The sequence below is a fragment of the Brevibacterium otitidis genome (genome assembly GCF_042429315.1).
In the GTDB taxonomy this organism is placed as follows: Bacteria; Actinomycetota; Actinomycetes; order Actinomycetales; family Brevibacteriaceae; genus Brevibacterium; species Brevibacterium otitidis.
This window is the reverse complement of record NZ_JBHMAU010000131.1, coordinates 1-25,827: the sequence shown is the minus strand read 5'-3', so window position 1 is coordinate 25,827 and position 25,827 is coordinate 1. Positions and strand designations below refer to the sequence as shown.

The window sequence follows — 25,827 nt, the reverse complement described above, 5'->3', positions numbered from 1 at the left end:
TCCGGCCACCGCCTCGGGAACGGGCAGCAGCGGGTGCGGACCGGGCGGGGCCAGGAAGGTGCGGGTCAGCGGCTACACTGGGGGATCGTGGCTTTAACTATCGGAATCGTCGGACTGCCCAACGTCGGCAAGTCGACCATGTTCAACGCATTGACCAAGAACCAGGTGCTGGCAGCGAACTACCCGTTCGCGACGATCGAGCCGAACATCGGCGTCGTCGAACTGCCCGACGAGCGGCTGACCAGGCTGGCGGAGATCTTCGGATCCGGCAAGATCCTGCCGGCAACGGTGAACTTCGTCGACATCGCCGGCATCGTCCGCGGCGCCTCGGAAGGTGAGGGGCTGGGCAACCAGTTCCTGGCCAATATCCGTGAGGCCGACGCGATCTGCCAGGTGATCCGCGGATTCAGCGATTCCGACGTCGTCCATGTCGACGGCAAGGTCAACCCGGCAGATGACATCGACACGATCAACACCGAACTCATCCTCGCAGACCTGCAGACTCTGGAGAAGGCGCTGCCCCGGATCGAGAAGGAGGTCAAGCAGAAGCGGGCTGAACCCGAGGTGCTGGCCGCGATGCAGGGGGCACACGGGATCCTGGAGGAAGGGCGCACCCTCTACCAGGCGATGCAGGCCGATGGGTTCGACGCCGCGCCGCTGCGCGAGCTGCAGCTCATGACGACCAAGCCGTTCCTCTACGTCTTCAACGTCGATGACGATGTGCTGGCCGATGAGGCGAAGAAAGACGAAATGCGCGCCCTCGTCGCCCCGGTCGAGGCGATCTTCCTCGATGCCAAATTCGAGTCCGAGCTCGCTGAGCTCGACGACGAGGAAGCCGCAGAGATGCTCGAGATGAGCGGACAGGACGAGGCCGGTCTCGACCAGCTGGCGCGCGTCGGCTTCACCACGCTCGGTCTGCAGACCTACCTGACTGCCGGGCCGAAGGAGGCGCGCGCGTGGACGATCCGCAAGGGCTGGACCGCGCCCGAGGCCGCCGGCGTCATCCACACCGACTTCCAGAAGGGCTTCATCAAGGCGGAGATCGTCTCCTTCGAGGATCTCGATGCGCTCGGTTCGATGGCCGAAGCGCGTGCGGCCGGCAAGGTGCGCATGGAGGGCAAGGATTACGTCATGGCCGACGGGGATGTGGTGGAGTTCCGGTTTAACGTCTAACGTTATTGGCGCGGGGCGTCATACGGTGGTGTCGTGATCGTCTCCTTCGCAGATCGGGATGGCGAGGCGTTGTACCTGCGCAAGCGGGTCAAGCGGCTCGACCCTCGTGTGCAACGGAAGGCGCTCATGAAGTTGCTGCTTCTCGACGCGCCGCACGAGCTCGACGAGCTTCGGGTTCCGCCCGGCAACCGGGTCGAACTCCTGAAGGGCGACCGGGCGGGGCAGCACAGCATCCAGATCAACGACCAGTGGCGCGTCTGCTTCGTCTGGACCCCGGCGGGCCCGAGCAATGTGGAGATCGTCGACCACCGCCAGGAGGGACGACATGGAGGACAAGATTGCTCCCATCGCTCCGAGGGAGATCCTCATGGAGGAGTTCCTGGAGCCGATGGGCATTACACAGCACAAGCTGGCCGTGTCGATCGGGGTTCCGCCGCGGCGGATCAATGAGATCGTTCACGGCAGGTGGAGCCGCAGTTCTGGCTCAATCTGCAGTGTCGCTACGAGCTCGAACTCACGGAAGATCGCCTCGCCGATCAGGTGGCAGAGATCAAGCCGCTGCAGGTCGCATGACCGCTGGTCGCGCATGTCGGCTCCTGGTCGTCTCGGGGCTGTCTGGGGCGGGCAAGATGACGCTGGCCAAGAGGCTCGGGAGCGAGTTGCATTCAGCGCGGCCACAGGTCGGCGGGGCCTCCCTTCGCGTCAACCCGCCAGCCATCATGAACGGCCCTGCCCAACACTTGGTGTGGGGTTGTGATGGATGAGTTGCCCCATGAGGGTCTCGCTCGGCGAGAGGCTATCCGGCTGGCCGACAGCCCTGGCGTGGTGGCGGTTCTGCTGGCGGGATCGGTGGCCAGGGGCGAGCACGCCTGTTGCTCGGATGTGGACATTCTCGTGGTCGGCCCTCCCCAGGGCGTCCTTGAGCCGACCCGCGTGATGGGTGGAGTTTCGGTTGAGAGGCTGTGCAACACGCCGGATGAATGGAAGCTCCGGTTCAACCGAGTCGGCACCTCGTGGCTGTACGAGTTCCTTGATGTCGTGGTGCTGTATGACCCCGATGGAGTGGGGCGGCAACTCCAATTGGAGGCTGCCCGGGTGCTGCACCAGTACTGCACGCCGAAGGAGCAGCGAGCCAATCTACGGCGCGAACTGATTCACGGGGTGGCGAAGCTGGATCGTGCCCGGCTCAGCGGTGAGAGCGCCTGGGCAGGGTTCTGGGCTGCGCTGCCGGTGTTCACGCTGCTGTCTGGATTGTTTGCCCTGCACGATGTTCCCCTCCCCGGGGCCTCGCGGATGATGCGGGAGTTGCCCAGGGTAGGGCTCAGTGAATGGGAGAGTGGCCACGTTGGGCAACTCCTGACTGGGGACACTGAGCAGCGGCTGGCCGCAGCCCAAGCGCTCTGCGATTATCTCATCGAAGCCTTGGGGCATGAACCTGCCGGTGGTAAGGGAGGGTGAGGCGGCGCGGCCTCCTGGGGGCATTAATTCTTGGCTGGCGTCGTCGGGTGCCAGACAGTTCGATCTATTCGAAGGCGGTGGAGTTCCGCTTCAACGTCTAGTTTCCGTCTGGCATCGAGGAAGAGACTCGGCTGGCCGTTGCTGGTGCGACGAACCGCCGCTGGTAGACTTATCTTGATGTCGAGATAAAATGGAGGCCGGGATGAAGCTTCATCATGTTCAAATATCGATGCCCCCTGGCGGGGAGGAGGAGGCTCGACGCTTCTACGGAGGGGCGCTTGCGTTGCGGGAGGTGCAGAAGCCGCCCTCGCTGGCCAGTCGGGGAGGATGCTGGTTTCGCGGCTTCGACGGTGACGTTGTCACCGTGGAGATTCATCTCGGAGTGGATGATTCCTTCCAGTCCGCGAAGAAGGCTCATCCCGGCCTGGTTGTTGACTCGCTGGCGGAGCTGGAAGAAGCCGCTGGGCGTATCGAGCGCGCTGGGTACGAGCTCTCGTGGGCAGAGCGTGAGACCTTCGATGGCTATGTTCGATTTCATGCGCGTGATGGCTTCGGGAACCGTATCGAGGTGATGACTCCAGTGGAACAGGTCGGCTAGATCGACCCGGGAAACGCCGAGGGATGCGGTTGTGCCTGCCTCGGTAGGTCCAGGGCAGGTCTTCACGCCAAGGGGCGCAACGGGGGTGCTGTATGGCTCATGTTTGCCAAGTCCGCTGGCTCATGTGTGTAAAGCTCATAGCTTCAAGTCTGCTAAGTTGAGCATCATGGAGTTCGATGGACTCATTCCCCGCCGCGTCGGCGAACTCGTGGCCGAGCGGGCCCGGACTGAGCCCGTCATCGCGTTGCATGGTCCGCGATCGGTAGGCAAGTCAACGGTGCTGCGCGGCTTCGCCGACTCGGTTGGCGGTTCCGTGATAGACCTCGACGATGTTGAGGTGCGTGAGGCGGTTCAGGGGAACCTGGCGGCGTCGGTGCGCGGAACCCCGGTCTTGATCGATGAGTACCAGCGGGTTCCAGACATCCTCGATGCGCTCAAGGCCCGGCTCAACCGCGAGGGCAGCCTCCCGGGGACAGCGATCCTCACGGGGTCGACGAGGCGGGACGCTCTGCCGGCGACAGCACAGGCACTGACCGGCCGGCTCCATTCGCTCGTCATCTGGCCGCTCTCCCAAGGGGAACTGGAGGGAGTGCGGGAGAACATGCTCGAAGTGCTCGCGGGTGATGCCGACGGCGTCGTGAGCGCCGTTCCGTCCTCGTCGACGGCGCGGTCCGAGTATGTCGACCGCGTGTGCTCCGGGGGAATGCCTCTCGCCCTGCGTCGGTCGGCCTCAGCCCGAGCTCGTTGGTTCGATGACTTCGTGCGCGCGTCCGTTGAACGCGATGCCGTCGAGCTCAGCAGAATCCGCGAGCGGCAGGCGCTGGCAGACCTCTTGGGATATGTCGCTGCGCAGACTGGCCAGTTGCTGAACGTGACGACGGCGGCCGAGAAGCTGGGCATTAGCAGGCCCACTGCCGAGAATCACCTCCGGCTGCTCGAGGACCTGTTCTTGGTCGTGCGTCTCCCCGCATGGGGCAAGAGCCTCCGCTCTCGCGTGAGCGCCAAGCCGAAGGTTCATGTCGTCGACTCCGGCTTGGCTACCCGATTGCTCCGGCTCACGCCGGAGAAGCTCACCGGCATCGACCCGACGTCGCTCACTGACTTCGGGCACCTGCTGGAGACCTTCGTCATCGGGGAGCTGCGCAAGCAGGCGTCCTGGCTCGATGATCCCGTCACGCTTGGGCACTGGCGTACAAGCGACGGGGCCGAGGTCGACCTCGTCGTCGAGTACGACGACGGAAGAGTCGTCGCGTTCGAGGTGAAGGCGAGCGAACGAGCCCCCGGGAAGGAGTTCCGCGGTCTGGCCCAGCTTCGTGACCTGCTGGGGGAGAGGTTCATCGGCGGCATCATGCTGTCGACTGGTGCTCGCTCCTACACCTACGAGGACCGCCTGCACGTGATGCCCATCGACCGGCTCTGGACGCCGGTGCCCGTTTGAGTGATCATACAGATGGTTTTGTGTGCCGAAACTCGGTGGAGTTCCGGTTTAACGTCTAACGTTATTGACGCAGAGCGTTAAGCGTGGCACGCTGTAGGTGTGATCAGATCCTTCGCCGACAAGGCGACCGAGGGACTTTGGCATCGCGATAAGGTGCCGTCGGTCGATCCCCGTGTCCAGAAGGCAGCCATTCGAAAGCTGACGCAGATCCACGCCGCCCGATTCCTCGACTCGCTGCGTGTGCCACCTGGCAACAGGTTGGAGTCGCTTAAAGGCGACCGTATGGGACAGTACAGCATCCGTGTCAACGATCAGTGGCGAATCTGTTTCACCTGGTCAGAAGGAGGTGCAGAGAATGTCGAACTCGTCGACTACCACTGAGCGATGGGATCCCGTTCATCCAGGTGAGGTTCTCATGGAGGACTTCATCGAAGGGTTCGGGATCACGCAGAACAAGCTGGCTGTATCCATCGGCGTGCCGCCACGCCGCATCAATGAGATAGTGCACGGCAAGCGTGCGATCACTGCTGACACGGCGTTGCGCCTTGGGCGGTACTTCGGGATCGACCCGCAGTTCTGGCTCAACCTGCAGGCACACTATGAGCTGGAGCTAGCCCAGGAGCGAGTGTCCGAGCAGATTGCGGCGATCACGCCGCTGGCGGTCGCGTGACCGGGCATCTCATCGTGATCTCCGGTCTACCCGCCGTCGGAAAGACTCGCGTTTCCGAGCTCGTCGCCGCGCGCACGAGGTACGTGCATCTGTCTATCGATGTGGTCGAGGAATCGATGCTCGCCTGAGGGCTGCAGCGGGGCGGCGATCATGCTGATCGCCGGAGACAAGGCCGGCGATTGGAAGCGCTGGTATAAGAAAACATCCCGTTGGCCGACGACCTCTTCGACGACCATCTGGCCCGACTGAGAAGAGAGTGATTGAAATGGCAAAGACTCTGAAGGATTTCGTCGCTGAGCATCCCGTTGACCGGGGGCGGGTTGAGGCACACAAGGAGCGAATGCTTGCTGAGGTTCGCGCCTATCGTCTCTGAGAGCTGCGGGAGCAGGCCGGACTGACTCAAGCGCAGCTGGCAGAGCGCATTGGCGTCGGGCAGCGGCAGGTTTCGAAGATCGAGCAAGGCGACCTCGACAGCGCGAAGGTCGGCACCATCCGCAGTTACCTTGAGGCCGTCGGTGGCGAGCTCGCCCTTGAGTACGTGATGGGAGACCAGCGAATGCAGGTCGCCTAACGGCAGACGTTTGTACGTGCGGGAACGTGGTGGAATTCCGCTTCAACGTCTAAATCCCTAGTCATGCGGGGTTTCCGTGCTACACGAGCAGGTAGCAGAACCCCCTCTGGTAGCACTTTTGTAGCAGCATCAGTGAGCGTTCGGAGTGCGGCCGATTCGGCTCGGACCGCAGGCAGGGGCCGTTGAGCAGCAGGGTCCAGGCCGACTCACCCCGGTGTCGGCTCATCGCCGGGAATTACGGCCCGACCGGGAACCCAGGGATCCCGCGGGGGGGAGGCGAGGGACGCCGGAGGGGCCCTCGAAGAACGCCGGCGTGCCGGTGATGACCAGGTAGAGGCCGGGGAAGCGCCCAGAGTCGACCTCGTCGACGAGCTGCCGTATGGCGTTGAGCGCCTTGTCGCGCACATCGCCGCGCATCCGCTGCAGGGTCTCGACCTCGTCGAGCACCAGCAGGAGCCCGGGGTGGCCGGCGTCGCGCAGGACCAGGAGCAGGCCCTGGAGGAACGCCATGGCACCGAAGTGGTCTAGGTCGCCACGGACGCCGGCAGCCCTCTTGGCGGCGGCGGCCACGTGGGGCTGACCACCCAGCCACGCGGCCAACGCGTCTGCGGTCGGAGAGTCGTTGTCCGTGACTGCTTGGCGGTATGCCCGCAGCGCCATGGCGAAGGTCGGCGTGCGCGAGGACACGGCTGCCAGACGCTGGTCCAGCAAGGCGTCGACAGCCTCGGCGACCCGGTTCGGCTCCGCCTCGGCAAGTTGGGGGTCGGCCATCACGGCGTCGGACTCGAGGGTGAACAGCCAGGAGTCGAGCACGGACCGGAAAGCGCTGGGCGCCACAGATGCCGTGCGGAGAGACTCCGTGACCCGGCGGTAGACCGTCTCCAACCTGTGCAGCGGCGTCTCCGTCTCCGAGATCTGCACCTCGGCCGTAGCGAAACCACGGCTTGAGGCCTTCTCGGCGAGGTGGCGGGTGAAGAAGGTCTTGCCCGCGCCGTACTCGCCGCGCACCGCCTTGAACACCGAACCGCCGCCAGCGACGGTGTCCAGCTCAGCGGACAGCGCCGCTCCAAACCGGTCCAGACCGACGGCGAGGATGTCCAGTCCCTGTCCCGGCACCGTGCCGCGTCGCAGCGCGTCGATCACCTCTTTGCGTCGACGATGGCTAACGGCGGTAGACATGTTCCGGAGTGTAGGTGGGATGGCGAAAGCCGCGTCACTTCAGGTTCGCGGGCAGCGCAAGCCCGTGCTTGGTAGCCAGGTGCATCGTCCGGCTGTAGTGGATCGAGTTCTTGGCCATCGACGCAAGCACCGTGCTGTTCACTCCGGCGGCGGTGACGGCACCCAGGTAAGGCATCTTTGTCACGACCTTCTGGATCGGGACGTGCTGCCCGGGGTTCACCTGCTTCAGCAGTTTTTCCACCGCCGCGGCGATCCGGTGGTCGCTGCGGAATCTCTGGCTCCAGTTCACCCGGCCCTGTCCCATGACGAAGGCGTTCTTCGCGCTCTTCACAGTGCCTGCCTTCGGCGCCTAGGTGTACTTCCCGGTGAGGTTGTGAACGCGGTCTGCTGGTGAGAGTCCCCCAATCGCGGTGTGGGCTCGATGGTGATTGTAGTCATGCAAGAACGCTGCGTACGAGTTTTCGCGAGCACTCTCACTGGCATACGGTCTCGCGTAGGCCCATTCGTTCATCAGCGTCCGGTTGAACCGCTCGACTTTCCCATTCGTCTGCGGACGGCGAGGCCTCGTCCGTTTGTGCCGGACCCCATCTCCGAGGGCTCGCTGGAAGTCTCCGGACCGGTAACAAGCCCCGTTATCCGTCATGACTGCTTCTACGCTCACGCCGATCCCGGTGAAGAACGCCCGGGCACGAGTCCAAAACCCGGCCGCGGTGTGCTTCTTCTCGTCGTCAAGGATCTCGGAGTAGACCAGCCGGGAGTAGTCATCGACGGCGTGATGCAGGTACCGATACCCCCGCGACGAAGGCTGCCCGGCACGGGCAGCCTTGCCCCGTGAGGACTGGACCTTCCGGTCCTGGCCCGATCCGCGGCCATGGGCCCGCCATCCGCCACCGTTAGGGATGCGGCCAAGCTTCTTGACATCAACGTGGACCAGCTTGCCAGGCTGCCCGGCTTCGTAGCGACAGGGCGCAGGTCGGCGGACCGGCAAGCCGGTGGCCTGATCGATGCACTCCAGGTTAGGCATCCGATAGCGGGCCAGGACCCGCCCGACAGTCGAGCGTGGCACGTGCAGGCGGTAGCCGATCCGGTGCGGCCCCCATCGGCGGTTGAACCGCAGCGCGATGATCCGTCGCTCGGTACGTGCGCTGAGCCTGTTCGGGCTGTGGTGCGGACGGCTCGAGCGGTCAGCCAAACCGGTCCCTGCCCGGTGCCGACTCACCCAGCGAGACACCGTTGCCGGGGACACCTGAAAGCGTTCAGCAACGCGTCGCTGGGACCAGCCGTGATCGACAACAAGACAGACGAGCCGGCGCCTACCCTCAACGGTCATCGGGGCGTTACGGTGTGTCATGGAAGACCTCCGGGTCAGGGTGCGTGTCGTTACCCACCTCGATACCGGGGGTCTTCTCTGACCTCAAATCCCGTTCACAACCTCCCGAGGAACTACACCTAGGCGGCCCATGCCTTGCGGAGCATGCGATTCACGTGCTCTTGTCCCGCGTCGGTCGTGGGATCGATCCCGTAGGCGTAGGCAGCCTGCGTGGCGACAGCAGTCGTCAGCGCGTGCATCACCACGAGATCCAGACCGATCGCGGCGATTGAGCCTCCCACCGGTATGAAAGTAAGGGCGCCAATGGCTCCTCCCTCGACGAGACCAGTGGACCGCCACCTCCACACCGACCCCTTCGTAAAGGAGTCCAGGTCCTCCAGATCGAGCGCTTGCAGGTCGGCAATCGTCGTGACTGGTCGACCCTTGTCCTGGTGAAAAGCAAGGACGTTGCTGGGGTCGCTGAACTCGTGGATCGTCTCGGTGACCCTCTCCAGCAAGCCCACCACGGCTTTCAGCGTCGGCTCGAGGGTGAGGTCGACAGCGGCGCCTCCTGCGTCCTTCAACACGGTGGGGGTCTTGCTACTCACGAAGTTCCGCGCGCTGGACGCGGTATTGCCGACCTTGTTGCCGGCAGCGTTGGCAGCGTTCCTGACTGCGGGGGGCAAAGTCCTGCGCTCGGCCTTCTTCTGCCAGTACTCCTGAAGGTCAGCCCAGGCCTTCTCCTCGTAGGGCGACATGTCCGACCCGTACGTCGCAGCGTTGTTCATGCCGGAAGGGTAAGACAAGGCACTCACCCAACGAACTGTTCGCGTAGCAGCGGAACGTCGAGGATCACCGTCGTGCCCTCGGTGCGCAGCACGGGGTAGCTCTCGACGTTGAGCAGCTGGGACAGCTGCGCCGTAGCACCGCGCACCAGGGCGGGCGGGATGCCCAGCACACCGGCGAGCTGGGTCCCGCTCAACCGGGTGCCCGGAGCCGCGGCCAGCGCCTCGAGGGCGGCCCGGACCTGCGTGTCGTCCAGCGAGAGTCGGCCAGCCACAGCCTTCTGCTGGCCGAACACCTCGGAGCTCACCACGGCCTCACCGACAGACACCTCCCGCGTCGCCGACGGAGTTACCGGCTGGGCACCAGCAGAAGGTGTCTCGAAGAGTGCATCCTCCTGGGGCGGGGGAGACGGCTTCGATGCCTTCCTGCGGGCGCGGGCAGGTTGTGCCTCCACCTGAACAGTCGCGGCCTCGGTGGGCGCGACCGTCCACCATCGGGGCGTCTGCGTCGTTCGCGCCAGTTGCAGCCCGCTGCCCTCAGGCGCCTCCGTGCCGGGCACAAGCACCACGACAGGGACGACCACCTCGGCGGGGGTCGCACCACCGTGATAGCCAGCCTTGAGCGGTCCGTACCGCAGCCGCTCCGAGGTGGGGAGGACCGCATGACCCTCGTGCTTGAGCACGCGTGTCCCCGTGACGAGCATCTCGTCCATACCGGGCGGAGGCGTCGCGGCACGGGATCGGCCGCTCGAGATGTCCGGGACACTGCGCTGCGTCCCCTGCCGCCGCTCGACGACGTGCCCGTGGTCGGCGGTCAGCACCACCGTGCGTCCGGCAGCCAGAGCGCGCTCCAGGAGCGGGCGCAGGTGCTTGACAGCGTCGGCGGTCCAGACCGTCCCGGCTGGGTGGCTGCGGTCGAGGGCGTCGTCGATGGTGTTGAGGACGCAGGTGACGAGCTGCTGGTCACCGTCCGAGATCTCCAGTGCGACATCGTCGGCCACGGCGAAGCCTGGCTGGGAGGAGTCCAGCGGCTTCTTGTGGAAGATCTTCGGGCTCCGCAGCCCCAGCGCCGAGACGAGCGCGGCGTACCCGGACTGCTCGCGGTCCTGCCCACCGATGGTCAGCTCGCCGCACAGCAGAGACGCTCGGCTGACCTCGGTGAGCGAGGGCAGCACGGCCAGGCCGGTCGCGCGCACGTGCGCCTGGGGGAGGAGCGCCTCCTGCCAGCCTTCACCCCGCGCGAGGACGTCGTCGACAATCTCGGTGGCCACGCCCGTGCTCATCCCGTCCAGGACGAGCAGCAGCGTCCGCGTTGCCTTGGCGATGGGGACGACGACACCACGCAGCAAGTGCTCCAGCAACCACACACGGTCGGTGCCACCGGGCGGCGTCAGATAGCCCTCGACGCTGCCGGCGTCGTCCCGGACTGACCGGGCCAGCGCCTCCGCGAAGGCACGGTCGTGCGTGTCCCGGACCGCCTGGACCAGCCCCAGCACCGAGGTCAGACCCTCGGCGAGCCGAGGGTCGGCGACCCCCTCGTGCGCGTCGTTGACGGCGGCATCCACCCAGGCGTCGGTGGTGCCTTGTCTGAGTGCGAGGGAGGCGAGGTCGGTGCCCATGGGCTCCGGAGGCAGCGCGAGCCAGCGGGACAGTCGGACGGCAGCGTGCACCGGCGCGAGCCGGGCGTCGGTCATGCCGGTGCCCTCGGGGTCGCCCAGGACGTGTCGACCGACCGCGGTCCAGGCCGACTCGATCCCGGAAGTATGCCGTGCCACCTGGTCGGCCACCTCAGCCGGCTCGCCCGCCCTTTCGGTCAAACCATAGATGGCCGTCCTCAGCTGCTCTGTAACGGTGAGGAGACGGGCGCCCAGTCCGCTCGGCAGGACGGGCGAGTACACGGACAGTTCCGTCGCGTCGATCTCGGAGAGCAGTGCGTCGGCGCGGTGCAGCAGCTGGCGGGCCTGGTCGCGGGTGGTGCGGTCCCGCACCAGGTCGCTGACGACCTGGGTCGCGGAGCTTCCCAGCGACCGGAGGGCCTCGGGCGTGGGCGGTGTGCCCTGCCAGCGGTGGGCGAGGCGGGCCAGTCCGAGCTCGCGGGTATGCCGTTCCCCAGCGCCGTGGGGTTGGCCCGGTGCCCCGGGATCGTCCGTAGGCGGGACCAGCAGAGCGAGGACCAGCCCGAGCGGCACCGCGTCCTGGACCTCACCGCGGCGGAGCAGGTGCTGGAGCGGCGGTCCGGCTGCCCCGGCGCCGGAGCAGATCCAGCTCAACGTGGCATCGGTCAGCTCATCCCCGGCCAGCGCCCGCAGGTCCGCGATCCGGCCGTTGAGTCCTGGTGTTGCCGTCCAGCGCAAGACGCCCAGCGCGTCCAGGCTGCGCCGCGGCACGTCGAGCCACGCTCGCCCGACGGAGGCGAGGGCGTGGTCGCGGGTGAGCGTGCCGGCCGGGGCCGGGGGCCACCCTTCCTCTGGACGGCACAGCAGCAGTCCGTTAGCCAGTGCCCGACTGCCCGGCTGCGCATAGAGGGGGGCCTCGAGCCCAGTGGCGGCGAACTGTTGTCGGACCGAGTCCCAGGGGTCGGGCGTGCGCAGCTTGTGACCGGCCAGGTGCGCGAGGATTCCGACCCCGAGGTCCTCCTCCGGCCGGTCGGTGACCACTACGAGCCAGCTCCCCGGTTTGTGGGCCAGGAGTGCCTGACGCACGGCCAGTGCGGAGATGCACGGCACGACGTGGACCGGCACCCCGTGGTGCTCCAGCGTGGTGGGTTCGATGCTCGCGGGGTCGGCGTAGATGCCCAGCACCGAGGCCGCGTCCCGGTGGGCGGGACCGTAGTCGTGGGCGGCCGCGTCGCCGAGCATGGCACGCACCACCGGCATGGTGATGGAGCCGGCGAGCTGACGCTCCTCGCGCTGCGTCGTGGTCACTCGACCACCCGCCAGGTGACCTCGACCTGCTTGCCGGCGTGGGTGCGCAGGAACTCCCGCAGGTCAGCAACGACTTCGTCACTGTCACCCGAGGCGCCGGCGAACCGCTGCACGTAGGTGTCGCTGACGCGTCCGCCAGGGCCGGGCGTCACCGGCACATCGTTCGGGTCATTCTTCGACGGCCGGTACGGGGTCACTTGCTCTGGTGGGGTGACCGGCCGCCGGTTCACCGCCCACTCGAACGCGTCGTTGTCTGCCCGCTGCAGAGCTTCGGCGGCACGGGCGACGATCTCATCAGAGGTCAGGTCGCTCTTGAGCTGACCCAGGATCTGCTGAGCCGCGGCGTCGCCTTCGGCAGCACGAAGCGGCTCGAGCCGCTCCCATCGGAAACGCTCGAGCGATGCGGCGACCGCCCCAGCCTGAGTGAGGCTGTTGCCCACAGCGCTTCCTCGACCGGCTTCAACCTCGGCACCCAGCCGACGGACCATCTCGACCCCCTGCAGGTGCTGCAGAGACTGTGCGACGGTGGCCGCCCGGCGGGCTGTGACCAGTCGGTCGTCGGTCCGTCCGGTCTCGTCGGTCGGCAATCCGAGACGGCCGTAGGCGCGCTCCAGCTCGCCGACGAGCTTCTGCGCGGGTGCGCTGAGCTCCTTCGCCTTGTCCCGGACCTGGGTGACCAGCGTGGCCACCGCCTGCGGCGTGAGGAACGGTGAGGCGGGCACCCCGAACAGCTCGGCGGCGCCCTTGGTGGCCGCGGTCCACTCGGACGACGTCGGCATGGGCTGCAGTCGGAGCTCCATCTCCGGCAGCAGCTTGCCCGGGTCTGGTGCCTCGATGGAGGCGCCACGGTGCCACCAGGACCGCTGACGCAGCAGGCCCCAGGCGAGCACCACCAGGTCGCTGACCTCCTGCCGGAGGCCCCGAGCCGGTGTGACCTGGTCGATCCAGCGTCGGATCTCGGCGACGGTGACGGGGGCGTTGGGGTCGATGCTGGCTGCGCCGAGCGCCCGGGCGAGCTCGGAGCCCCAGGGGGTGAACCGGTCGTCACCGAAGATGAAGTGGGTCTCGGCGGCCTTGCCCACCCCGAGCGCGTTGGCCACCCGCCGGACGCCCTTGACGTCGCCCTGCAGCGGCACCCGTTTCTGCGGGTCAGCCATCGCTCGCACCAGGTGTGCATGGACGGCCTTCAGCTCCACGCCCCGCACCTCCACGTCGCCAGGCTCGAACTCGGGGTGGCCGGGATAGGTGGCGGTGTAGGCACGGTCGGCCAGGTCGAGGTATGCCGAGCGCAGACCGGTCCCTCGCGGCGTGCCGGGGTCGAAGGACCGGTCCAGGCTGGTGAGGACCCGCTCGTGGTGCGACTCGTCGGCGAGCACGCCGCCGGACGGCGCGAGCACGCCATACGCCTGCTCCAGCGCCCGGATGAGGGACTCACGCAGGGAGCTGTGCTGGGCCTGGAGGATGTGCCTGGCGGTGGCCCTGTCTACCTCGCTGAGGTGGTCGGCGTGGCTGGACCAGCGCTCGCCGGTGCCTTCCAGCAGCCAGTCCAGGATGACAAGACGGCGCAGGTCGCGCATCTTGTCGGCGGACAGGAAGTGCGGGAGCCACACCACGGTCCGTTGCGGCTGCCCGGTGCTGAGCAGGCGGTCGAGCCGGGAGAAGTCCTCGGCACTGGAGTGCCCCTCCTCGTCGAAGGGGTGATCCAGCACGAAGCGCCAGGTGCCTGGTCGGGAGGCGAAGTGGTCGTCGGTGAGCCAGGAGCTGTCCCGGACGTTGCCGAAGACGAGGTCGACGTCACGACGGGACCCGCGCCAGACGACCTGGACGGTGTGGGCGCCGAGCACGTCGGCATTGCCCAGCTCCACGCCCAGCATCTCGGCGACGAGCGACTTGACGAGCTCGCGGCGACGGCCGGGGTTGTCCTCGCCCTTGGCGCGGTCGACGATCGACTCGTAGTCGACGTCCTCGAGCTGCACGCGGATCACCGGGTCTCGCTGGTCGGACTCGACGTGGATCTCCGGGATGCTGGCAGACCAGCTCTTGACCTTGCCGAGCACGATGGTGCGCTCGTTGCCGGGCAGGGGGGAGCGGATCGACCCGTGGTTGAGCGAGGCCAGCCGGGAGGGCGTCAGTCCTTTCAGCGCGGGCACGTTGGGTGCGACCGCGGACAGCAGCAGGGTCTTGGCCAGACGGTCGTCGGCGAGGTATGCGGCGGGCAGGGCACCGCTGCCGTCCTCGGCCCGGTCCAGGTCGTCGCGGGTGAGGCCGTGGGTGGACAGCAGCAGCGGCTGCACCTTCTCGGCATACAGGGTGCGGGCGGCGCGGAAGAGAGCGGCCGCCTGCGCGTCCAGCGGCTGCTGGCCGTTGACGATGTAGTCGAAGGCATCACCGACCGGGATGACGTCGTCCACGCTCAGCGTCTCGCGACGATCGACGAGCATCTGCTGCATGACCTTCAGCGCGGTGCGCTCGCGCTGCATGACGCTGGCCAGGCTGCGCAGCGTGGAAACGAGGGCGGGGGAGAAGGGGTAGGTCCGGCGGAAGGCGACCTCGTCGGCCCCGCGGTGGGCCTCGTCGGTGTTGACGCCGTCGAGCAGGACGTCCCACACCTCGGGGCGCCGCTCGAGGTGCTCGAAAGCCTCGGTGAGGATGCGCTCAGACTCGGCGTTCTTGGGCAGCAGCAGCCGCTGCTTGGCGACGTAGGGCAGGTTGTCGTCACCGAGCTTGACGGTGGAGAAGCGACCCTCCTGGTGGCGGAAGGCCCGGTCGAGGGCCTCCTGTTCGGCGCCGCTGGCCCCGGCGTCGGCGAACCAGCGTCGCAGGTCCATCTGGCGGGCGACGAAGGAGATGATCGGGACGGCGCGACGGCCGGTGCCCGACTCGACCAGCTTGGTGATCTTCTGGCTCTCCCGGCGGAAGAAGGACTGGTCCTGCACCGAGAAGGCGAGCCAGAGCACGAGTTCGTCGAGGAAGAGCACGACGGCGTCGTAGCCCAGGCTCTTGGCGTGGCTGGAGATCGCGGCGAGCCCGGTGTCCAGGTCAAGGTAGGTCGCCTGCCGGGTGTAGGAGCCGAAGTAGCGCTCCACCAGGGCAGTGACCAGCCGCTGGCGCTGCTCAGTGTCCGGCGTGGCTGCCCGGGCCTGGTCGTAGGTCTCCCTCGTCCACGTGCCGGTCCCGAGGACCGCGCCCCACTCGTCATCCGCGCTCTCGCCCTGAGTGCCGTTCAGGCCGGCGAAGAAGGTGTCGTCCCCGAGCTGGGTGCGCATCCGCTCGGCGTCGGCGAGCAACCCGTCCGACTCGTGCACAGCTGGCAGCGGCGCGTCGGGGTGCAGGGCCTGCACCTGCCGTATGTAGCCGGTGAAGATGGCCTGCTCCAGCGACTCCGCCCCGAGCAGGTGGAACACCAGCGGCAGCACCTTCTTGTCGCGCAACTGAGGGTCGTGGCGAGCAACGACTGGCTGCAGCTCGGTCTTGGCCCGTGCCGCGGGCTCCTGGCGCAGCAGCGCGTGCAGCACGGCCATGAAGTGGCTCTTACCCGAGCCGAAGGACCCGGTGAGGAAGGCACCACGGCTCACGTCGGAGGAGATCGCCTCGGACACCAGACCGAGTGCTTGGTCGAAGGCGGCGGCGATCTCGTCGGTGACGACGTAGAGGTTTAGCGTCTGGCTCGCACCCGCGCCGACGCTGTCGGTCAGGCGGAGAACGTAGTCCTCGTCACCTGCCCGGTCGGGGATGGTGATGACGTCCTTGAGCAATGCGGTCACGGGGTGTCCCTCCCTGTCGTGGCTGCGGGCGGATACAGGTCTTGGGTCGCGGGCCGGTTGGCAAGGGCGGTCCGTAGCAGTCCCACCATGCGGCGATGGTGGGCCTCGATGTCCTCGTCGTTCCAGCTGCCGGCCTGGGCCTGACGGGCCATCAGGTCGAGTTTCAGGCTCTGGCGGCGCGCGGCCTGGTTGTTGGCCTTCTCCGAAGGCTGGTAGTTGCTGAACTTCGAGTTCGCACTGACCGTCACGAGCGCAAGGTTGCCGAGCCAGTCCAGGCGATTGCGGTCGCGCACGTGGTACTCCTCGGAGGCGTGCTCGGAGTCCTCCTGCTGCGGGGAGAAGTGCTCCAGCGAGGTGCGGTAGGCGAAGGTGAAGTCCCACCTGTCCAGCTCCTCCACCAAGAGGTAGTCGAGGTAGGTGAAGACGATGCGTGGGAGGGCGAACCCGACGGGTAGGCCGTCCGGGCTCGTCACCGGCGTCGGCAGGGTCGGTCCCGACCTGGGCAGCAGCGCATCGTCGAGCCGGGCGAGGCTGAACGACTCGAGCTGGTCGAGCAGCCCCCGTGCCGTCACTTCGCTGCCCTGATCCGCGCAATGGGTGACGTAGCGGAGCACGTCGGTGACCCAGTGCATCGTGCGGGGAGAGGTGTAGGTGATGCGCAGCGCTGACTGGAGGAGCAGGATCCGGCGTTGCAGGCTGCCGGGACCGGCCCCGGACTCGTCGTCGGCAAACGTGGGCCGGTACCGCGGAGTGCTCTTCCCTCTGCTCTCCGTGCGTGAAAGGCGGTACAGGGACCAACTCCCGGGCTCGTCGTCCGTCGTCGACTCGTGTCCTGTGGTCAGGGTGGCGTCGCGCTTGAGGATGTAGGTGTCGAAGAGGTGGCGGATCCGCAGCAGGTCGGTGGTGAATCGACGTACCCATGCTGCTCGTTGTTCAGGGTGGAGTGCCTCCAGCCGGCTGGAGAACCTGTTGACGAGAAGCTTGTCGTCGAGCTGGCGGTCATCCCCCTGTCCCTCGTCCTCGGCTCTGCGCACGGCAAGGACGTGCAGCAGCAAAGTTGGGAAGGTGATCTGCGAGGTGAAGCGGTCGTCGCCCTCGCGGTCCCTTGGCTCGCTGGTGGCAGGAACGCGGGCATAGGCGGCCAGTGCGTCACCGAAGGTCAACGCGGTGGACGAGCCTGCTTCCGGTGCAGCTGCTCCCTGCTCGGAGATGTCGGATTGTCGGTCGACCAGGAGGGCACGCAACGTCGCGAAGTCAGCCGTCGGTAAGCCCTCCCAGTCGTGGCCGAAGACGTCGGTGCGCCATGCGGTGTCACCCGCGGTCACGGTCATCGCCACGTAGTGCTCCATGTCGGAGCATGCTGTCCACACGTGATTCAGCAACGCCCGGTCGAGCGGGTCGGTCAGGTAGCGCAGGAGCCGGGCCTTGACGATGTCTACAGGACTCAGCTGTGCACCACGGGTGTTCATGATCTCGAAGTACCTGTTGAGATCGGTCGTGCGGTCGATCGGCATACGGATGAGCAGAACGCGCCGGAGCAGGTAGTCGACGACCGTGGGCGTCAGGAAGCGGTTGCTCGTCGCGGGATCGTTGAGGAACTGGTCGATGACCTTCACCGCTCGCAGGATCCCGGAGTCCTCGCGCTCTGGCCCATCGGCGTCGACGGGCCCACGGCCATCCATCCCGCGCAGAGCGAGTGTGGCCTTCTCCCGGGCCTCGTACACGAGCGGCTGCAGCTCGCCGACCGTGCTACGCAGCTCCGGGATGCGCCGCAGCCGGGACAGCAGGATGTACAGGGTCGTCAAGCGTTGCTGTCCGTCGATGACGTCGAACGGGTCGTAAAACTCGTCTGGTGGTGCGACCACGAGGTTGCCCAGGAAGTAGTCGTTGGGATTCTCACGCTCCGCCTCGTCGAGCACGTCGTGGAGCAGACGGTGAATCTGCTCCTCGCCCCAGGTGTAGTTCCGCTGGTAGAGCGGGATGGAGTACCTGTCGGAGTGGACGGAGAAGAGCTCGCCGACCGCAAGAGGCAGAACTCTCTTACGGGTAGAGACGCCGGTCATGTCAGGCCACCTCCGTCAAGAGCGTCCGGAGTCGCTCGTCCTGCTCGTTGCCCGACCGGGCCGACTCGAGGATGCGGATGTTCTCCAGGGGCACGAGCCGAGGGTCGAGGGTGTCACGGATGGTTGCGAACAGGTTGATGCCCTCTCTGCTGGTCAGCGTCTCCCTACCCAGTGCGTAGTTGTCGGTGGATCTCCAGCCGAGACGCTCGTAGGCCAACCGCAGTCCGTAGGCCCACCGGAACAGCCGGCGCCGGGTCTGCGCCGCGTCTGCCTCTGCATACTTGTTGGTGTAGTAGAGGGCGGCGGCGACGTACAGCTCCCGGCAGAACCGGTAGCGGGCACCATCGCGGAACTCGCTCAGGTCCGGTGCCGACCAGTCCCCACCGACCGTGGGGGCAAACAACTCGTCGTCGAGGCGCTGGCACTCAGCCAGCATGAACGCGGCGTAGTCGAAGAACGATCGGCCAGCAGCGACCGGGGCATCCAGCTGGTGCTGCGCTCGTTTAAGGTTTCGCAGCGTCTCGACATCGGCGGACGGAGTCGCCCACTCCTGGAGCCCGGGCAGGACGGCCTTGGCCGCCCGGTGGTACTCCGCGCCCGGGAGACCGCGCGTCGCGCGCCCAATTCCTTTGAAGATGTCCAGGTCGTCCGGGGTGAACGCGCGGGCGGGCTGGTTTCGGCTCCACCAGTGGATGCGTGCCAGGTAGGTGCCGAAAAGCCGGTCGAGGTCGTTCTCCTGCGCCTTCTCCCACTCCTCAACCACGGCGCGCTGCTCCGAGGTGCTGGAGTCCGCCATCTCACGCAGGTGGTAGGCCTTGAGCAGGTCGTGCGGGCGCAGGGTCTTGCCACGAAAGTTCTGCGAGTCGAAGAACTGGAAGGCCTCGTCCTCATCGTCGGTGACGATGCGCAGGACCTGGGCTTTGGAGTCCAGGAAGTTGCTGTAGCGGGCGAGGTCTCCGTCCCGGTGTCTGAGACCCTCGACCTGTCGGTGCAGCTCCTGGTAGACGAGGTGCACAGGGGTGCTGCCGTACTCGAGATCCGTGACTCGTTGTCCTCGTAGGAGGCTTCGTAGCACGTGGAGGGTCAGGAGCCGCTGCTGCCCGTCGACCACCTCGAAATGGGTCTCGCCCTCCCGTCTGAGCAGGATGACCGTCCCCATGACATAGGGCTGGTCTGGGCGATGGCTGAGGGCGTCAGCGATGTCGGTGAACAGCTGCGCGGCCATGCGAGGCGTCCACGAGTACGGCCGCTGGAAGTCAGGGATGCGGAGGGCTGGCGCATCCGCGCCCAGCAACCCATCGACCGAGATGAAGCCCAGCAGGTGTCTCAGGATCGCCATAGTCAGCTCCTGGCCCGTCGCCCGCGCCGCGTCGGCGCCGGCCGCCACGCAGCAAGCTCCTCGGCTGTCTTGCCGACCTGCAGGCTCTTGTCGCGCAGCTGCTCCCGAGTGAACTCGGCCATCGGCATGCCGTAGGTGGGGTCGGCCTCGGAGTGCCACTGCTCCACCCACGGCTGCAGCTCGGCCAGGCCGGCGACGAGCGGGACGAGCTGTTCGTCGTCAACGCCCTCAGCCTCGCGGGCGCCGATGATGATGTTCAGCGCGAGCGCCTGCTCGGCGTGGTCCCATCCTGCCCAGCCGAGCAGCGCGGTCGGGTCGGTCGCGCGTCCGGCGTCGGGGTAGAGGATGAACCGCTCCTTGGGCACATCGAGCTTGCCACGCGCCTGCCACCAGGACGCCTTGCGGAAGTCGGCGGAGGTGTACTTCGGTGGCACGGGGATGGTCCCGACCTTCTCCCCGGCGTCCTCGCGGCGCTGCAGGTCCCAGGTGTGCTCCCACGCGGTGCGCTTGCGCAGGCCGGTCTCCTTGAGTCGGTATGCCGCTAGGTAGGGCACCGCCTCGTCCACTAGCAAGCGGGTGAGCGAATCGGTGACTTTCAGGTCGCGTCGGCCCTCCCAGAGAGCCAGGACGTCCATCACCTCAGAATCGCGGGCGACGAGGTCGGCGAGCTGGGCGATGCTGCGTGGGGCTGGGCGGCCCTGGGCGTCGAACCAGTACTTCCGGTCCTCCAGCCGGTCCAGCAGCCACCCGCGCAGCGCGCGCTCCTGCTGCTTGTCCCACGGCTCGGAGGCCCACCGACGTTTGTACTCAGGCCGCTCCAGCAGCCCGATCGATCGGTCCGACTCGATCAGGTCGATCCGCCGCTGCACCAGCTCACGGTATGCCGCGGGCCACCGGCCCGGGATTTCCGTCACCGGGGTCGACCGGTGGCGTTCGAACCATGAGGTATCGACCTCATATGCCGCGGCCTTGCGGGCTAACACGATTTCGAATGCGCGCTCACCAAGTGCAACGTCAGGCAGGTCATCACCGGAGTAGTTAAGGTCTTGATCGAGCAGGCCGTATAGGTGGTACACCTGCCAGTCCAGCTCCTCTTGCTCTGCGATCATGCGACCACGCAGGTGAGTGTGCGCCATCCGCGCCTGAGTGAGTGCGGATGCGGTCGGTGTGCTTTCGTCCGCTATAGCAGCCGGAGATTTGGCGAGAGACTGTTGGGCGAGTGCGTCGAGTAAGCGTCCCTTGTCCAGCGGGAGTCTGGATGGCAGGGGGACAGCCTGCACGTTCGCGCCATTGAATTGGTATCTGTCTGACCAGGGTTGTTGCGACACTCGCGCACCGTCCTGGCCGATAGGGTCTCCGCCCTTCGGGTAGCAATTCTGCTTAAGCCAGAAGCATGCGGTCGAACTGTTCAGCAGCGCCAACAGCTCCAGGTGTTCATCTTCGGTCGCCTCCGCCGGCAACTTGATCACTGGTGCAGTCTGTTTGAACACCTTGCCGCCCCGGTCCAAAACGAAGTGGTTGTGCGTTGCCACCTCCGCGAACGTGATTGAGAACGGCGTGCGCATCTTCGAGACGTAGCACTCCAGATGGTCATACCACGGACGGTTTCGTTCTGCCAACGACTGCCCGAAAATTACACGACGCTTGAGAAGGCTACGCGCTGGCCACAGGACCTTGCTTGGAATAGGGTGGGACTCGGGGACCCAGGTCGGGCCGAAGACGTCCTCGTACGGCCACCAGATGTCGACGAGGTCCGGAAGAGCGAAGTCCCTCACATTCTCACCCACCACCAGCGGCCTAGTCGCGTGCTCTAGCCCCATGGAGCGAATCCGGCTACTCGTTGTGACCCACGCGTCATCCTCTCCAACGACTGTGGTCCGTCCAACGCTTACTATGCGCTCGCCCAAGTGCGCAGAGGAATTGTTAAGAACGGCCAACAGATCGGAAGCTCCGCCTCCGGTGAGACTCCACGGATGGGTTCCGAGAACCGACCGGTCGAGATCGGCGACGGTGACCCACTCGTCTTCGTACCCGGATGCGTCGACGTGGTCGGCTAGGGCACGCCATACCAGTCCGTTCTCGGGCTCGGCAGGCCGGCCGGGCTCGCCACGCACCCCCAGAACGGCGCGCACGGTGTCAGCGAGAGGTGCCTGGTTGCGACCAGTGATGATGACGGTGGGGGTGCCGTGGCCGGGGATGTACGCACCAGAAGTGTCGGCAACGAGGCGCAGGTCCTTGCGGACGAGGAACTCTTCGATGATCTTGGAGCCGAATTCGCGCTTCATGAACGAGTTCGAGGTGATCTGCCCGGTCCACCCGGCGGGCTCACCGGCACGGGCGGGTTTAGCGAGTTCGAAAAAGCGCTCCATGAAGGGGACGGTGAGGGCGTACGTGCCCTTGCAGGTGTCGTAGATCTCGCGGTAGCGCTGGTTGAGCGTCTTGTCCTTGACCGTGATGTACGGCGGGTTGCCGACAACGACGTCGTAGCTGCCGGCGCGTAGGAGGCTGCGGAGCTTCTCAAGGTCTTCCACGGTGTAGGTGAAACCGCTGATCTGGGCGTCGGCATCGAACGGTCCGTAGTTAAGCTCCTCACTGCGGTCGTGAAGCAACGAGTCGCCCACGGCCAGGTGCAGCGGGAAGGATGGGGCATTCTCCAGGCTGGTGAGACCACTGTGCTTCGTCGCGGCCACGGTGAGGCGGAAACGTGCAATGGCGACGGCGAAAGGGTTGACGTCGACGCCGTGCACGGCGTCGAGGGAGCGCTCCACGACATCCGCATCGGATAGGCCTGGGTCCTGCTCACGCCACTTGTCGACGAACCGGTCGAAGGCGCCGAGCAGAAAGTGGCCCGAGCCGCAGGTGGGGTCGATGAGTCGGAAACCCTCGAGCGGCCGCTCGGCTAGGGCGGGCTCCAGGGTCTGGTCGAGGATGAACTCCTCGACGAAGACGGGCGTCTGCAGGAGCGCGTACGTTTTCTTGGCGTGGTCGGACAGGTCCTGGTAGAGGTCGCCGAGGAACCGGGTGGACAGCGTCTCGTCGCGCAGGTCGTGGACGAGCTCGCCGTGGTCGTCCTTGGCCCGCCAGAAGTCCAGGAGCCTGGTGATGGCCTGCCCGGAAGGGGCCACCTGCCACAGCGGAGAGTGGTCATCGACAAGGGCGGCGGTGGCGGGGAGCTGTCTGAGGTGGCGGACCGCCTGGAGCAGCCAGTCGCGATCCGTCTCCTCCGGGTGCTGGCGGAAGTAGTCGAGCTGGGCGTCCAGGGCCTCCTGACGCCGGTCCGGGGGACCTGCGATCCACACCGGCGCCACGAGTCCGTTGTCCTCGCAGAAGCGGATAAAGACGCTGGTCAGCGCCCACGCGACGGCCGCCTGAGTGAGCCGGTCCTGGAGGAACTCCGTCCACGACGCGGCCGTGCGCTGTGCCTCCAGCGCGTCACGATGCTCGGCCTGCCAGCGCTGCTTCAGGGCGGCGTCCTCGCCGACCCGCTTGCGCAGGTCGTCCTCCAGCGCCAGGACCTGGGCCTTGAGGTCGGGGGTGAGACGGTCGGTCGCGGTCACGTGGTCGCTCCTGCTGCGGTCGGAGTGGTGGTCTGCTGGAGAGCCTGGTCCCGGGAGTCGATCCACTCCGTATCCAGGGCCAGGAACTGTCCGGGGGAGTTGAGGGTCACCGGTCGCCCGTCAAGGACCGGGCCGCGCACGTTGCGCAGCTGGGGCACGACCAGCCAGACCGCCTGACGACGTGGTCGGGTCAGGTCGGTCCACTGGGCCAGGACCCCGAGGTGGCCGTAGCGGGCGAGGGAGGACGCCTCGGTGAGCAGCACCGGCTGCTCGGTCTCGCCGGCGGCGTCCATCGCCTCCTCGACGGCCGTGGTGACGGACGGCAGCGAGCGCTCCACGAGGGCAGCGAGACCCTGGGCCGGCCGGGTCCCCGGCTCGGCGGCGTCCGCCGCCTCGATGGTGGCCCACCGCATACCCGCTTGCTCCACCTGCTGGCGCACTGCGGTGAGCAGGACCTCGGTCAGGTCGACCTCAAGAGCTCTGAACTCCTGCGACAGGACCCGGGTCGCCCGCTCGAGCCGGTGGCCGGGGATGCCAAGTGCCAGGAAGGACCGGCTCCGGCGCGAGTCGCGCAGCCGCTGACCGACGACGCCGACGGTCGAGACCGGGGCGAGGTCCGTGACGACGCGCGTCGGCTGGCGGGTGTCCAGCCCGGTGGTGGCCGTGGAGCCGGTCATGCTGCGGTAGGCACGTTTGTCCGCGTCGAACACGAGCCCGAGGTCGGCGGCGGCCACGACGGTGTCGAGGTCGGGGCGGTCCGGCAGCGGCGGGAGGGCGGGGAAGCGGGCGCGGACCCGGTCTTTGACCGAGTGGGGGCTGAGCAGCTGGTGGGCGGCGACGCCACGTAGGGCGTGCGCCACCGCGGCAGCCGCGGGGAGGTCGCGGTGGTGCAGCTCGCCGGCGCCGGACGCCGCGGCCTGCTGGGAGACGGCCGCCGCCAGTCGGACGCGGCGCCCGCTGTCAAGGAGCGGCTGGGCGGCGTCGTCGTCGTGCACAGTGGAGGGGGCGAGGCGTTCGGCGACGAGGTCGGCGGCGACGAGCAGGTCGTGCTGCTCGCCGGTGCTCGTGGCGACGAGCCGGTCGGCCTCCCGGCCCAGCGATTCGGCCAGGTCGATGAGGGCGGCGTCGGTGGCGACCAGCCGCATCCGGCCCTCCCGGCGGCGGGTCTGCCAGGCCTCGTCCTCGGCCTCGGCGCGCACCAGGGCGCGCTGCCGGTCGACGACGACCCGCAGCAGCCCCCGGACGAGGCGGTGCTCCTCGCGCTCCGCACGGCTGTACGGCATACCGTGAGGGGTCATCGTCTGCAGCAAGGCGTCGGTGAGCTCGTCGACGGTGGCGACCCCGCCGAGCTCGTGCAGGCGCTCGCGCACGACGTAGTCGAGCTTGACCAGCAGGTCCTGCGTGCGGACGTTGTCGGCCCAGCCGTCCTGCAGCGCCGTGAGCAGCTGGGTGGCGCGGGCGGGAGTGACCGGCGTGGGCAGGTGGGCCGCCAGCTCGGCCTGGGTGGCGAAGGCGTCGAGGTCGGCACCGACGCCCATGAGCAGACGGGCCATCGCCTGGCGGGGCGCCGAGCGGCCCTTGCCGGTGTGGCTCATCAGCAGCTCGGCCGCGTCGATGGGGGAGGGGAGGGAAGTTGCAGGGGTTCTCGTTGCTAGCCCCCGCACGGCATCGGCAAACCGGGTACGCCACTGCTTGGCACGGCGCTTGACCTCGCGCCGGGTGACATCGGCCGAGCCCGAGAGCTGGTTGAGGCGGACGGCGTCGACGGCCACCAGGTCACCGACCGTGGACACCCCGAGCGGCTCGATCGCGGACAGCGCCCGGGCGGACAAGCCGGCCTTGGCCAGCGGGGTGTCGAGGGTGGCCGACGCGGCCAGCTCGTCGGCGTTGTCGGGCACGGTGGTCGCGCCACGGGAGAACGCGGCCTCCCACTCGCGGAGCATGTCGGCGACGGTGTGGTGCCGCTGCTCGGCGTCCCGCGCGAGGGCCTTGGTGAAGAACGCGACCATCGGTCCGGCGATCGTGCGGTCGAAGGCCGACGCCTGGACCGTCGCCTCGTCGGGGATGGACGCGGGGTGGGCGGTGCCGTCGCCGTAGACGGGTGTGGTGCCGGTGGCCATCTCGAAGAGGACGACGGTCGCGGCATACCGCTCGGCGGGGGAGTCGTAGCGCGGTCGGCTCTCGGTCGACAGGAACGGATCGAGGTAAGGCGGGGTGCCGGCCTCGGTCGCGGAGGCCGCTGCGCGGGTGAGGGAGAAGTCGAAGAGGATGAGGTGCTTCATACCGCGGGATGTGGTGCGCACCCCGAGGTTGGCCGGCTTGATGTCACGGTGGTCGACACCGGCCTTGTCGAGGGCGGCGAGGGCCTCGAGCAGGTCGGTGCCGTAGCGCTCCAGCAGGTCGAGGGACAGGCGGGTCCGCTCGCGCAGGACCTCGGAGAGGGTCTGGGCTCCGGCCGACTCCAGGAGGAGGGCCTTGCGGCCGCCCAGGGTGAGCGGGCCTTCGAGAAGCTTGACCAGGCGGGGGTGGTCGAGGCGTTCGAGGACTTCGGCCTCGTCGGCGAGCCGCGAGGCGGCTGCGTCGTCGATCGCTACCTTGAGCACGCGCTCGGCCGCGGGCGCGGTGGCGTCTGTAACGAGCAGGCCGACCGCAGTGGAACCTCGACCCAGTCGCCGGACGAGCTCAAAGCGGCCGCCACCGAGCAGGTCGCCGGGACGGGCCTCGAGCGGGTCGACGTCCGGCTCGGAGGACGGCTCCGGCGACTGCTCGGCGTCGGCCAGCTGCTCGAGGAACGAAGCGAGGTCCGGTGTCCGCTCGCTGGGGGAGGGACGGGTCGCGTTGAGGACGAGCGTGCGGAGGGCCTCAGGAGCGGCGGGCAGCTCGGGGCTGATGTCGAGCCCGTTACATTTATTGGTAGGTCCTCACCAGAGGATCTGGTCGCTGGCCCTGGTATGGCTGTCTTGCCCTGTCATCGATGATCCGGGGGGTGTTGCCGCCAG

Annotated in this window: 18 protein-coding genes and 1 pseudogene; 9 read left to right on the top strand and 10 right to left on the bottom strand. The window is 67.3% G+C overall.

What is annotated here, in order from left to right:
- The first annotated feature begins 87 nt into the window (after nt 1-87).
- The 9 genes and pseudogenes from ychF (at nt 88) to ACFFN1_RS15575 (ending at nt 5,908) form a co-directional block, all read left to right on the top strand.
- Complete coding sequence (gene ychF, locus ACFFN1_RS15615; protein ID WP_376841791.1) at nt 88-1,173, top strand: redox-regulated ATPase YchF; 1,086 nt, start codon at nt 88-90, stop codon at nt 1,171-1,173.
- Between the two features lie 33 nt (nt 1,174-1,206).
- A complete protein-coding gene (locus ACFFN1_RS15610) occupies nt 1,207-1,623 on the top strand; it encodes a type II toxin-antitoxin system RelE/ParE family toxin (protein WP_376841790.1) in 417 nt (138 codons plus the stop codon).
- Nucleotides 1,541-1,746 (top strand): annotated as a pseudogene (locus tag ACFFN1_RS15605) (helix-turn-helix transcriptional regulator). The gene ACFFN1_RS15610 and the pseudogene ACFFN1_RS15605 overlap by 83 nt, the downstream one beginning before the upstream one ends.
- A gap of 183 nt (nt 1,747-1,929) precedes the next feature.
- Nucleotides 1,930-2,631 carry a nucleotidyltransferase domain-containing protein gene (locus ACFFN1_RS15600; protein ID WP_376841789.1) on the top strand — a complete coding sequence of 234 codons (702 nt, stop codon included), beginning with the start codon at nt 1,930-1,932 and terminating at the stop codon, nt 2,629-2,631.
- A gap of 202 nt (nt 2,632-2,833) precedes the next feature.
- Nucleotides 2,834-3,229 carry a VOC family protein gene (locus ACFFN1_RS15595; RefSeq protein ID WP_376841788.1) on the top strand — a complete coding sequence of 132 codons (396 nt, stop codon included), beginning with the start codon at nt 2,834-2,836 and terminating at the stop codon, nt 3,227-3,229.
- Nucleotides 3,230-3,395: 166 nt separating this feature from the next.
- On the top strand, nt 3,396-4,667 hold the full coding sequence (locus ACFFN1_RS15590) for an ATP-binding protein (RefSeq protein ID WP_376841787.1): 1,272 nt from the start codon (nt 3,396-3,398) through the stop codon (nt 4,665-4,667).
- 99 nt (nt 4,668-4,766) lie between these two features.
- On the top strand, nt 4,767-5,048 hold the full coding sequence (locus ACFFN1_RS15585; protein ID WP_376841786.1) for a type II toxin-antitoxin system RelE/ParE family toxin: 282 nt from the start codon (nt 4,767-4,769) through the stop codon (nt 5,046-5,048).
- Nucleotides 5,023-5,337, top strand: a complete 315-nt coding sequence (locus tag ACFFN1_RS15580; RefSeq protein ID WP_376841784.1) for a HigA family addiction module antitoxin — start codon at nt 5,023-5,025, stop codon at nt 5,335-5,337. Before ACFFN1_RS15585 ends, ACFFN1_RS15580 begins: the two co-directional genes overlap by 26 nt.
- A gap of 376 nt (nt 5,338-5,713) precedes the next feature.
- Nucleotides 5,714-5,908, top strand: coding sequence for a helix-turn-helix domain-containing protein (locus tag ACFFN1_RS15575; protein WP_376841865.1), 195 nt, complete (start codon nt 5,714-5,716; stop codon nt 5,906-5,908).
- Between the two features lie 222 nt (nt 5,909-6,130).
- Here the strand turns inward: ACFFN1_RS15575 and brxD are convergent, their stop codons facing one another.
- The 10 genes from brxD to ACFFN1_RS15525 form a co-directional block, all read right to left on the bottom strand.
- Nucleotides 6,131-7,087: a BREX system ATP-binding protein BrxD gene (gene brxD, locus ACFFN1_RS15570; protein ID WP_376841783.1), complete on the bottom strand. Its 957-nt coding sequence runs from the start codon at nt 7,085-7,087 to the stop codon at nt 6,131-6,133.
- Nucleotides 7,088-7,121: 34 nt separating this feature from the next.
- Nucleotides 7,122-7,418, bottom strand: coding sequence for a hypothetical protein (locus ACFFN1_RS15565; RefSeq protein WP_376841782.1), 297 nt, complete (start codon nt 7,416-7,418; stop codon nt 7,122-7,124).
- An 18-nt stretch (nt 7,419-7,436) separates the two neighbouring features.
- Nucleotides 7,437-8,438, bottom strand: coding sequence for an IS481 family transposase (locus ACFFN1_RS15560; protein ID WP_376841780.1), 1,002 nt, complete (start codon nt 8,436-8,438; stop codon nt 7,437-7,439).
- Nucleotides 8,439-8,536: 98 nt separating this feature from the next.
- Nucleotides 8,537-9,184 carry a hypothetical protein gene (locus ACFFN1_RS15555; protein WP_376841779.1) on the bottom strand — a complete coding sequence of 216 codons (648 nt, stop codon included), beginning with the start codon at nt 9,182-9,184 and terminating at the stop codon, nt 8,537-8,539.
- Nucleotides 9,185-9,207: 23 nt separating this feature from the next.
- The gene (pglZ, locus tag ACFFN1_RS15550; RefSeq protein WP_376841778.1) at nt 9,208-12,105 is read right to left on the bottom strand and encodes a BREX-2 system phosphatase PglZ; all 2,898 of its coding nucleotides are present in this window, start codon (nt 12,103-12,105) and stop codon (nt 9,208-9,210) included.
- Nucleotides 12,102-15,869 carry a DUF6079 family protein gene (locus ACFFN1_RS15545; RefSeq protein ID WP_376841777.1) on the bottom strand — a complete coding sequence of 1,256 codons (3,768 nt, stop codon included), beginning with the start codon at nt 15,867-15,869 and terminating at the stop codon, nt 12,102-12,104. The genes pglZ and ACFFN1_RS15545 overlap by 4 nt, the downstream gene beginning before the upstream one ends.
- Entirely contained in the window at nt 15,866-17,932 is a 2,067-nt protein-coding gene (locus tag ACFFN1_RS15540; RefSeq protein ID WP_376841776.1) for a DUF262 domain-containing protein, read from the bottom strand. The genes ACFFN1_RS15545 and ACFFN1_RS15540 overlap by 4 nt, the downstream gene beginning before the upstream one ends.
- Nucleotide 17,933: 1 nt before the next feature.
- Nucleotides 17,934-19,271 carry a DUF262 domain-containing protein gene (locus tag ACFFN1_RS15535; RefSeq protein WP_376841775.1) on the bottom strand — a complete coding sequence of 446 codons (1,338 nt, stop codon included), beginning with the start codon at nt 19,269-19,271 and terminating at the stop codon, nt 17,934-17,936.
- 2 nt (nt 19,272-19,273) lie between these two features.
- The gene (pglX, locus tag ACFFN1_RS15530) at nt 19,274-22,828 is read right to left on the bottom strand and encodes a BREX-2 system adenine-specific DNA-methyltransferase PglX (protein ID WP_376841773.1); all 3,555 of its coding nucleotides are present in this window, start codon (nt 22,826-22,828) and stop codon (nt 19,274-19,276) included.
- Nucleotides 22,825-25,533, bottom strand: coding sequence for a protein kinase domain-containing protein (locus ACFFN1_RS15525; protein WP_376841863.1), 2,709 nt, complete (start codon nt 25,531-25,533; stop codon nt 22,825-22,827). The genes pglX and ACFFN1_RS15525 overlap by 4 nt, the downstream gene beginning before the upstream one ends.
- Nucleotides 25,534-25,827: the final 294 nt, after the last annotated feature.